This window comes from Megasphaera stantonii (assembly GCF_025567065.1).
GTDB classification, from domain to species: Bacteria; Bacillota; Negativicutes; order Veillonellales; family Megasphaeraceae; genus Megasphaera; species Megasphaera stantonii.
The window spans coordinates 65164-75738 of record NZ_JAOQKD010000012.1; the positions used below are offsets into that span (position 1 = coordinate 65164).

Here is a 10575-nt window from a genome sequence, read left to right on the forward strand (position 1 = left end):
GAGTAGACTTATATGCGCCGTATTCCTTTAAACGCGGCGCCTGCATCTATAGATTATCAGAAAGATCGGCTTTGCAGCCGATAAGGTGACTCACATGAAAAACATATTACATATAGGCATTGACATTGGTTCGACGACGGTAAAGATCGCCGTCCTCAACGACGCCAAGCAATGCCTGCACGCGTGCTATGTCCGCCACTACACGGACATTCGCCAAAAGGTGTGGGATTTGCTGCAAAATGCCTATGAGATTTTCGGTGACCAACAAATCACCATTGCCATTACAGGCTCCGGCGGCATCGCCCTGGCAGACTACCTGGGCATCGCCTTCGTTCAGGAAGTCATCGCCGGCACGAAGGCCGTCCGCACCTATTACCCCCAGTCGGACGTCATTATCGAGCTGGGCGGCGAAGACGCGAAGATTACCTATCTGACCGGCGGCAACGAACACCGCATGAACGGCAACTGCGCCGGCGGCACGGGCGCGTTCATCGACCAGATGGCCACGCTGCTCCACACCGACGCCAGCGGCTTAAACGCTCTGGCCGAAAAATCAGATACCCTGTATCCCATCGCCGCCCGCTGCGGCGTATTCGCCAAAACGGATATCCAGGCCCTCCTCAACGAAGGGGCCAGCAAGGAAAACGTCGCCGCGTCGGTCTTCCAGTCCATCGTCTTCCAGACGATTACAGGCCTGGCCTGCGGCCGTCCCATCAAGGGCACGGTCTGCTTCCTCGGCGGCCCGCTGACCTATTTGCCGCAGCTGCGCCGTCAGTTCGCCAAGACGCTTCATCTAGATGACGACCACGTCGTCGCGCCGGAAAACGCCCAGGTATACGTAGCCATCGGCGCGGCTCTGGGCAGCTTCGACGAAACGCCTGTATCCTTCATGAACCTCATGGGACAGCTGAAAAACGTCGACGAATCGTCTCTGGCAAAATCGGACCGCATCGATCCCCTCTTCGACAGCGAAGAAGAGCTGCGCGAATTTCAGCAGCGCCACTCGCAGCATACCGTCCCCTACGGCGACCTGGCCGCCTACAGCGGGCCGTGCTACCTGGGCCTCGACGCCGGCTCGACGACGATCAAGGCCGTCCTGCTGAGCGAAGACCTGAAAATCCTCTATACGCACTATCAGAATAACGAAGGCAGCCCGCTCATGGCCGCCAAAAAGATCATCGAAGAAGTGTACAGCCGCCTGCCCGACGGCGCGTTTATCGCCAAGACCGGCATTACGGGCTACGGCGAAGCCCTGCTGAAAGAAGCGCTGCACCTCGATATCGGCGAAGTCGAAACCATCGCCCACTATCAGGCGGCAGCCCATTTCTGCCCTGACGTCGATTTCATCCTCGACATCGGCGGGCAGGACATGAAATGCAGCCGCTTAAAGGACGGCCACATCGAGGACATCCTCCTCAACGAAGCCTGCTCGTCAGGCTGCGGCTCATTCCTCGACACCTTCGCCAAGTCGCTGAACCTGTCTATCGAAGAGTTTTCCAAGGCAGCCCTGATGGCCAAAAGCCCTATCGACCTGGGCTCGCGCTGCACCGTTTTCATGAATTCCAAGGTCAAGCAGGCCCAGAAGGAAGGAGCGACCCTCGCGGATATTTCCGCCGGCCTGTCCTACTCGGTCATCAAGAACGCCTTATATAAAGTAATAAAAGTAAAAGACCCGGAAAAGCTGGGCAAATACATCGTCGTCCAGGGCGGCACCTTCTACAACGACGCCGTGCTGCGGGCTTTTGAAAAGCTCCTGGGCCGCCAGGTCATCCGGCCGGCCATCGCCGGCCTCATGGGAGCCTTCGGCATGGGGCTTATCTGCCGCTCGTCCTACCATAGCGACCACGCCAAGACGACGCTGCTCAGCCGGCAGGATCTGGCCGGCCTATCCGTCGCCACGTCGATCCGCCACTGCGGCCTGTGCACGAATAACTGCCTGCTGACGGTCAACACCTTCAACGACGGCCGTTCCTTCATTACGGGCAACCGCTGCGAACGGGGCGCCGCCGGCTCGACGACAGCCCGCAAGAAAGCGCTGCCCAACATGTACAAGGTCAAGTACAATTTGCTGTTCAACCAGTACAAACCGCTGGAGCAGGGCCCCCGCGGCACCGTCGGCATTCCCCGCGTGCTGAACATGTACGAAGACTATCCCTTCTGGTTTACTTTCTTCACCAAGCTGGGCTACACCGTCGTCTTGTCCGACCCATCCTCCAAGGAACTGTTTGAAAAGGCCATGGACACGGTCCCCTCCGATTCGGCCTGCTATCCGGCCAAGCTCGTCCACGGCCACATCGAAAACCTGCTGGAAAAGGGCGTAGACCGCATTTTCTATCCCTGCATCCAAAACGGCCCCCAGGAAGGCAGCCGGGACAACAGCTTCAACTGCCCCATGGTCATGAGCTATCCCGAAGTCATCCGCCACAATATGGTGGAACGCCTGTCCGACACGAACACCCTCTATCTGTGCCCCTTCCTGCCGCTTCACGATAAAAAACGCATCGTACCGCGCCTGCAGGAAGAGCTGCGCGTATGGAATATCGGCAAGAAGGAAATCAAGGAAGCCGCCCTGGCCGCCTGGGACGAGGAAGAAGCGTATAAACAGAAATACCGCGACCTGACCAAGGCCACGCTGGAACGGCTGGCAAAAGACGGCGACAGGGCCATCGTCCTCTGCGGCCGCCCCTATCACATCGACCCGGAAATCAATCACGGCATCCCTGAGCTCATCAACAGCCTGGGCCTGGCCGTCCTGACGGAAGACGGCGTCGCTCCCCTGGGACACCTGCCGGAGGAACTGCGCGTCGTCGACCAGTGGTCCTACCATTCCCGCCTGTATCGGGCAGCGCAGTACATCGTCACGCAGCCCAATCTGGAATTGGTCGAACTCAACTCCTTCGGCTGCGGCCTCGACGCCATCGTCGCCGACCAGGTACAGGAAATCCTGGCTCAGGGCCATAAAATCCATACATTGCTGAAAATCGACGAAGGGTCCAACCTCGGCGCCATCCGCATCCGCCTGCGCTCCCTCTTGTTCGTCATGAATCACCGGAAACCGAGCACGGAAGCGACGGAACCCTATTCGTACCACAAGGCCTTGTTCACGGAGGCCGACAAGAAGACGAACGTCATTTTGGCTCCGTCTATGACGCCGATTCACTTCCCCATGTTCGAAGCGGCCTTTGCCCATGAGGGCTACCACATCGAGCTCCTGCCCCATCAGGGCCAGGAAGCCATCGACACGGGCCTGGCCTATATCCATAACGACGCCTGCTATCCGGCCATCATGTCCCTGGGACAAATCATTACGGCCCTGAAATCGGGAAAATACGATCTGAAGCACACGTCGGTCATCATTTCCCAGACGGGTGGCTGCTGCCGGGCGACGAACTACATCGGCATGATCCGCAAAGCCCTGGCCGACGCCAACATGAGCGACGTAGCCATCATTTCCCTGAATACCAAGGGACTGAATCCTCAGCCGGGCTTCAAGCCGCATATCGGCTTCTGGCACCGCTTGGTCATGGCCATGGTATACGGCGACGCGCTGCAGCAGGTACTATACCGCACGCGGCCCTATGAAAAGGTAAAGGGCACGGCCGAAAGCCTGTTCAAAAAATGGCAGGAAAAATGCAAGGTCGACCTGATAAAAGCCGACGTCAAGACCTTCAAGAAAAACATCCGGGCCATGATCGACGAATTCGACAACATCGACATGAGCGAAGAGATGAAGCCGCGCATCGGCCTGGTCGGCGAAATCTACGTCAAGTTCCATCCCATCGCCAACAACCACATCGTGCGCATGATCGAAGAAGAAGGCGGGGAAATCATCGTCTCCGGCCTGACGGATTTCTTCCTGTACGGCCTCCTCGACACCCAGTTCCGCCAGAAATACCTGTCGGGAAGCTGGATGTCGGCCCTGGCCAGCAAATCCATGGTGAAGCTTCTCGAATGGTACCGCAAGCCCTATTGCGAAGCCGTCGCCAAGAGCCGCCATTTCGACCCTGTCACGTCGATTTACGACATTGCCGACGAGGCGAAGGAATACTTATCCCTCGGCCACGTCGCCGGCGAAGGCTGGTTCCTGACCGGCGATATGATCGACCTCATCAAGCGGGGCGCGAAGAACATCGTCTGCCTCCAGCCCTGGGCCTGCCTGCCGAACCACGTAACGGGCAAGGGCATGATCAAAGCCCTGAAAGCGGCCTTCCCCGACACAAATATCGTCGCCATCGACTACGACCCCAGCGCCAGCTCGGTCAATCAGACAAACCGCCTGAAGCTCATGCTGACAACGACCTTCGAAGGCATCCGCGAAACGGTCAGCACGACGGCCAAACCGGTAATCCCCTTCTTAAACGGCGTCCGCATTAACAGCACGCTGAACGCAGAAAAATAATATGTTACGTTATGCCGGCAGGAACGATAGACCTGCCGGCATAGTGTATTTCTTGCACAAAAAAAGCCCGTATGACAGATACCCTATACCCTGTCATACGGGCTTAATGCTTCTTATTTTATTTTTGCTGCATATCCTGTTTCCATTGTTTCAGCTTATCCTGATCCTCTTTCGGGAGAGAGACGCCGCAGCAACCGCCGGTCGAACATCCGGCAAAGCCTTGATACACATCGGAAATTACGTTTTTTACTTGTTTCAACCGTTCTATTGTCATGGGAAACCCTCCTTTTACGTCTATAAACTAAAGCTATGGTTACAGTATATCATATTTTTTCTTAATTTAAAATAATTATCTGTAAATATTTTATATTATTTATATGAATTTTGCATAGCCGCCCCTCGAAAAAGCCTCATTTCAGTACGACGGAGCCCGGCTCCAGCATAGCTTCCAGCTCCTGCCGCAGGGAATCCTCCGTCTCTACCCAATACCGCGAATCGGTCAAAATCGTGCGGCGGCTGCCCATGAGGTGGAAGTACACCTTGACGTCGCCGTGATGCTTTTCCAAAACGCCGCCCAGGCGCGTGCTCAAATCGCTTCGTTCCAGATGAGCCGGTATCTTGATAAACAGCTTCGTCCCCTTCCCCGGCTGCCAGAGCGCGCCGGCCCGTCGTGCGGCCGCCGCCATGCTCACGGCGTGCCCTTCTGCCGGCTGGTCGCCTAAGGGCGCTAACATTTCGGCAATGATCTGGATATCGTCGTCGTTAATATCGGCCCGGCCCTGAACGGAAACAGCCATATCGACGACGCAAAGATTCATATACTGGCTGAAGGCCTTGGGAAAGACGACGACGGGAATAGAGCCGGTGTAATCTTCAATCGTCAAAATGACCATCTGCTCGTTCCGCTTCGTCGTCACCTGCCGCCGCCCCGTTACCAGGCCGCCGATGCGCAGCATTTTTCCGTCATACTGCCGGTTATCCTCGCCGAAGAGGACGGAAAGAGGCGTCATGGATTTCAGCACGTCTTCGTATTTTTCCAGGGGATGACCGCTGAAATAAAAGCCGTCGTATTCCTTTTCCATAGCCAGCAGCATGTCCATGGGATATTCGGGAGCATTGGGATAGGCCAATTCCATCGCCGCAGTGTCGTTTCCGTCGTCGAACAAGCCCATCTGCCCCGACGCGTCGTCCTTTTGCTTCTGCGCCCCGACGCTCATGGCCTCTTCCAGTACGGCGATGAGCTGCGACCGCGGCCGGCCGAAGGAATCCATAGACCCGCCCTTGATAAGGCTTTCCAGCATCTTGCGGTTCAGAATATGGTAATCGACGCGGCTGCAGAAATCGCTGAGCGACGTAAAGGGCCCGTCTTTTTCCCGGCTCGTGACGATGGCCTCGATGACGACGTCGCTGATGCTTTTGACTGCCGAAAGGCCGAACCGTATGGCGCCGTTTTCGACGGAAAACATGGATACGCTGGCGTTGACGTCGGGTGCCAGCACCTCGACGCCGTGACGGCGGCATTCCGAAATGTAATAGCTGATCTTGCGGATATCGTTGATAAAACTGGTCATCGTCGCCGCCATGAATTCCGCCCGGTAGTGCGTCTTCAAATACGCCGTCTGCCAGGCGATGTAGGCGTAGGCCGCCGAGTGTGATTTATTGAAGCCGTAGCCGGCAAAGTATACCATGAGGTCAAAGACCTTGTTGGCAATGTCGTCGGAAATGCCATTTTTCTGCGTCCCGGCCAAAAAGCTCTCCCGTTGGGCTTTCAGGATCGATTCCTTCTTCTTGCCCATGGCCCGACGCAGCAAATCTGCCTGTCCCAACGAGAAGCCGCCCATGACGGAAGCGATCTGCATGACCTGTTCCTGATACAGGATAACGCCGTACGTGTCCTTCAAAATCGGCTCCAGCAAGGGATGAAGATAGGTGATTTCCTTTTCGCCGTGACTGCCCTTAATGAAATCCTCTACCATGCCGCTGCCCAAAGGCCCCGGACGGTACAGGGCGACGAGGGGAATCATGTCTTCGAAATGCTTCGGTGCCAGTTCCTTAACCAGCGTCGTAATGCCCGACGATTCCATCTGGAACACGCCGGCCGTATCGCCCTCCGTCAGGAGTTTGCACGTCTCCTGGTCGTCCAGGGGAATGGCGTCGATATCGATGTCGACGCCGTGCTGTTGCCGTATGAGCTTGACGGCATCGCCGATGACGGTCAGCGTCCGCAGGCCCAGAAAGTCCATCTTGAGCAGGCCCAGCTCTTCAACCAGATCCTTGTCATACTGGGTCGTCAAATATCCTTCCTTTGAATACTGCATGGGCACGTAATCGTCTACCGGAGCAGCGGAAATTACGACGCCGGCCGCATGAGTCGACGAATGGCGTACCATTCCTTCAAGGGCGCGGCTCACTTCGACCATGTGATGAATCGTGCTGTTCGTCTCGTATTCCTGGCGGAATTCCTTGCTGATCTGCAGAGCCCGGTCGATAGTCAGGCCCAATTCCGTCGGCACGAGCTTCATAAAGCGGTTGACTTCACCGAGGGGAATCGCCAGGGCCCGGCTGACGTCTCGCATGACCGCCCGGGCGGCCAGGGTTCCGAAGGTGATGATCAGCGCCACGTGCTCCTTGCCGTATTTGCGCGTCACGTAGTCTATGATGCGGCCGCGGTTTTCATAGCAGAAATCCATGTCGATATCGGGCATAGTCACCCGTTCCGGGTTGAGGAATCGTTCAAAGAGGAGATCGTATTTCAGCGGGTCCAGCCCCGTAATCCCCAGCAGATACGCTACGACGGAGCCCGCCGCCGAGCCGCGGCCCGGGCCGACGGGGATATCGTGGTCGCGGGCAAACTTGACATAGTCCCATACGATGAGGAAGTACGACGGAAAGCCCATCTTGTTGATGACGTCCAGCTCGTAATTCATGCGTTCCCGCACTTCCGGCGTCACCGGGTCGTACCGCGTCGGCAGGGCCTCTTCGCAGAGCTTGCGCAGGTACGACTCGTCCGTCTCCCCTTCGGGAACGGGGAATTTCGGCAAATGGCGCTCGTCAAAGGATATCTCCACATTGCACTTATCGGCGATTTCCAGCGTCGTATCCAGCGCTTCCGGCATATCGGGAAACAGCTCGGCCATTTCGTCACCGCTCTTCATGTAAAACTCGTCGTTGGCAAAGCGGAAATGGTCCGGGTCTTCGAGGGTACTGCCCGTCGAAATGCATAATTTGACTTCCTGCGCCCCGGCATCTGACTTTTCAATGTAATGGAAATCGTTCGTCGTCACGACCTTCAATCCATATTCCTTCGACCAGCGCTTAAACACCTCGCGGACGATCTTTTCCTCCGCCAGCCCGTGATTCTGCACTTCCAGATAGAAATCGTCCTTGCCGAAAATGCGCACCAGCCGCTCCAGCGTCTGCCGGGCTCCTTCTTCGTCGCGGTTGAGGATATTCTGCTGGATATGGCCCTCGATGCAGGCGCTCATGGCGATAAGCCCCTCATGGTACTGCTCCAGCAGGTCGTAGTCGACGCGGGGCTTGTGGTAATTGTTTTCCCCGTCAACAAAGCCCTTCGACACGATTTTGACCAGATTATGATAGCCCTTCAAATCCTTCGCCAGCAGGATCAGATGGCATAACCGTTCCTTCGTCTTCTTCTCGAAGCGGCTGCCCTTGGTCATATAGACCTCGCAACCTAAAATCGGCTTGACGCCCTGCTTTACCGCTTCTTTATACAAATAGATGACGCCGTACATATTGCCGTGATCCGTAATCGCCACGGCGGGCATATTCAATTCTTTTGCCTTCTGAACCATGTCGGGAATGCGGCACAGCCCGTCGAACAAGCTGTACTGCGTATGGACATGCAAATGGACAAATGGCCTCATGACAACGCTCCTTATCGATAAGTTACATACTGCAATGCTGCGTATCTTTTATTATAGCATACCTGCCCCAGCAGCATAAGCCGGACGGAACACAAGCGCAAAAAAAACTCCTGCCGCATGAGCAGCAGAAATAGGATCTGCGCTATGCGACAGGAGATAGGGTGAAATATCGCTAAGGTTTCATAGGACGTCCCGCTCACCGGGGCAAGGGCAATACCATATCGTACCACACGGCGCCGCCGTGCGTAGACTGGGATTTCCCATGGCATTCATAGCCGAACTGCTCGTAAAACGGGATAAGCCGTTCCTTGCAGGTCAGGATAATCTGCTTTTTACGGCGCGACTCCGCCTTTTCGATATAGGCCTTCATCAGCGCCGCGGCAAAGCCCTGATGCTGCTCCTGGGGAATCACGTCCAGACCGAACACCATGACGTTCGGCGCGTCGTCGTCGTGCAGCGCCGTCGATTCATACAAATCGTCGGTCAGCTCGTCCTTATTCGTCACGCAGCCGTTGATAAATCCAATAGGCCTTCCATCCTTTTCTGCAATGAGAAAGGAATGGGTAAAGGCTGCCAACCGCTGGCGGAAGCTCTCTTCCGTCGCCGCTTCCGCCGCAGGAAAGCAGGCTGCTTCAATGGCCGTCACGGCCTTCAAATCTGTCGGCGCCGCAGGCCGAATTACTATATCCATACAATCCCCTTTCTATCCTCTGTATTTATTCCATCGGTTTGACGTAGATAGACGGTTTGCCGTCGGCAGGGTAGCCCATGGCATCGCCCAGCTCGTCGCCCGTCACCTTCAGGTCCGTATTGCGGCTCACAGTCACGCGGAACAGCTGCCCTTCCTTATAGTTCAGCTCTTTCCCTTTCAAAAATGCCGAAATCCACCACGGAGCAAACCACGTCGAGCTTTTCTTTCCCCGGCCCTTGATATAGCCGTTCAAGGGAACCGTCACGCCGTTCAGCGTTTTAATCGCCGCAATGGACAGCTCCAGCTTGCCGCCTCTGCCGAAGCCGCGGTTTCCCCGGCCCTTCAGCACCTTGCCGACGCAGGTCGTGCCGGCCGGAATGACGACGACGTCGTTGATGACTACGTCTTCCAGGCTCTTCAGCTTAAAGGCCTTGCCTTCCTTGCTGGTCTTCGAGCTGATCGGCTCCTGCAGGGCCAGCATGAGCGGCGTGCCCTTAGGAATATACACGTGGCCCAGTTCGACGCCGTGATGGGTTTTCGGCCGTTTCGGGTCGTTGTACTCATCTAATATAGCCTTCGTCCGTTCTTGAATATTCGGTTTTACTGCGGGCTCTTCGACAGGAAATTCCGCTCCTACGACGGGAGTCTTCACATCATGAAATTCCTCGCTGGCCTGAACTGCTCCGCCAGCCAGGCAACAACAGCAGCATACGGCAGCTAATACGCGTTTTACCTGCATGACCGTTTCCCCTTTCGCCAAACGATGCGTATTGCAAAAACAAGAAAAGCCTTCGTCCAACGCTCTGAACAAAGGCTTTTATGCTGGTCGGAACGGCGAGATTTGAACTCGCGACCTCTTCCACCCCAAGGAAGCGCGCTACCAAGCTGCGCCACGTCCCGTTAACAGACATTATTGTACCCGATTCCATAGGACTTGTCAAGTAATTGAATACATAAACATTTCCGCATGTATCAGCAGTCTTCGTTTTTTTTCTTGACGGCTCTTTCAATACTCAGTATAATGAAGGTGAAATAAAAAACGAGGCATTACACCGACAAACGGTTATAGCCCCTACATTAAGCAAGATTTAACCGCCTAAAGTTTGGACGCTATGGGCGGTTATTTCTTTTGTAAAAGTACCACTAAGAGAATCAAAAGTAATAGTGTTACGTTTGTCTCGTTCATGGGCATCACCCCCATTCATTCGAAATGGATAGGGGCGATATAACCGCCTGCCGTTGCGTGTGCAATGCCTACGGCAAAATAATACACGACGTATTGATGATATGTCAATAGGACATGTAGGGCTAAACCTTTTCACATACATATCAACAGCCTTCGCTTTCACTTGACGGCTATTTCGATACTCAGTATAATGAAGATGAAATAAAAATGAGGCATTACACCGACAAACGGTTATAGCCCCTACATATCAGTTACAAAAAAGTAATCGCAAATAGTGGGCTAGACTAGGGGCGGTTACTTTTTTGTTGTGTCTTTAATCAGAACAACCGAGCCTGTGAAAAAATCTCTGTAAACATAGATCTTCTATGATACTCGGTAAGCTGAAAGCGAATTTGAGAACTTTCAGCTCATG

The 10575-nt window shown here is 55.0% G+C and carries 5 protein-coding genes and 1 tRNA gene; 1 reads left to right on the forward strand and 5 read right to left on the reverse strand.

Annotated features, from left to right (window positions below):
• The first annotated feature begins 94 nt into the window (after window positions 1–94).
• Window positions 95–4399, forward strand: a complete 4305-nt coding sequence (locus OCV58_RS07800; protein WP_154877479.1) for a 2-hydroxyacyl-CoA dehydratase — start codon at window positions 95–97, stop codon at window positions 4397–4399.
• A gap of 118 nt (window positions 4400–4517) precedes the next feature.
• On the opposite strand, the gene OCV58_RS07805 is transcribed toward OCV58_RS07800, so the two are convergent.
• The 5 genes from OCV58_RS07805 to OCV58_RS07825 form a co-directional block, all read right to left on the reverse strand.
• Window positions 4518–4673 (reverse strand): hypothetical protein, encoded by a 156-nt coding sequence (locus tag OCV58_RS07805; RefSeq protein ID WP_162860304.1) that lies wholly within the window; start codon window positions 4671–4673, stop codon window positions 4518–4520.
• A gap of 136 nt (window positions 4674–4809) precedes the next feature.
• The gene (locus OCV58_RS07810; protein WP_154877480.1) at window positions 4810–8286 is read right to left on the reverse strand and encodes a DNA polymerase III subunit alpha; all 3477 of its coding nucleotides are present in this window, start codon (window positions 8284–8286) and stop codon (window positions 4810–4812) included.
• A gap of 196 nt (window positions 8287–8482) precedes the next feature.
• Window positions 8483–8977, reverse strand: a complete 495-nt coding sequence (locus tag OCV58_RS07815; RefSeq protein ID WP_154877481.1) for a GNAT family N-acetyltransferase — start codon at window positions 8975–8977, stop codon at window positions 8483–8485.
• Window positions 8978–9002: 25 nt separating this feature from the next.
• The gene (locus OCV58_RS07820) at window positions 9003–9716 is read right to left on the reverse strand and encodes a hypothetical protein (RefSeq protein WP_087476765.1); all 714 of its coding nucleotides are present in this window, start codon (window positions 9714–9716) and stop codon (window positions 9003–9005) included.
• Between the two features lie 84 nt (window positions 9717–9800).
• Window positions 9801–9877: transfer RNA gene (locus OCV58_RS07825), tRNA-Pro, on the reverse strand.
• Between the last annotated feature and the right edge of the window lie 698 nt (window positions 9878–10575).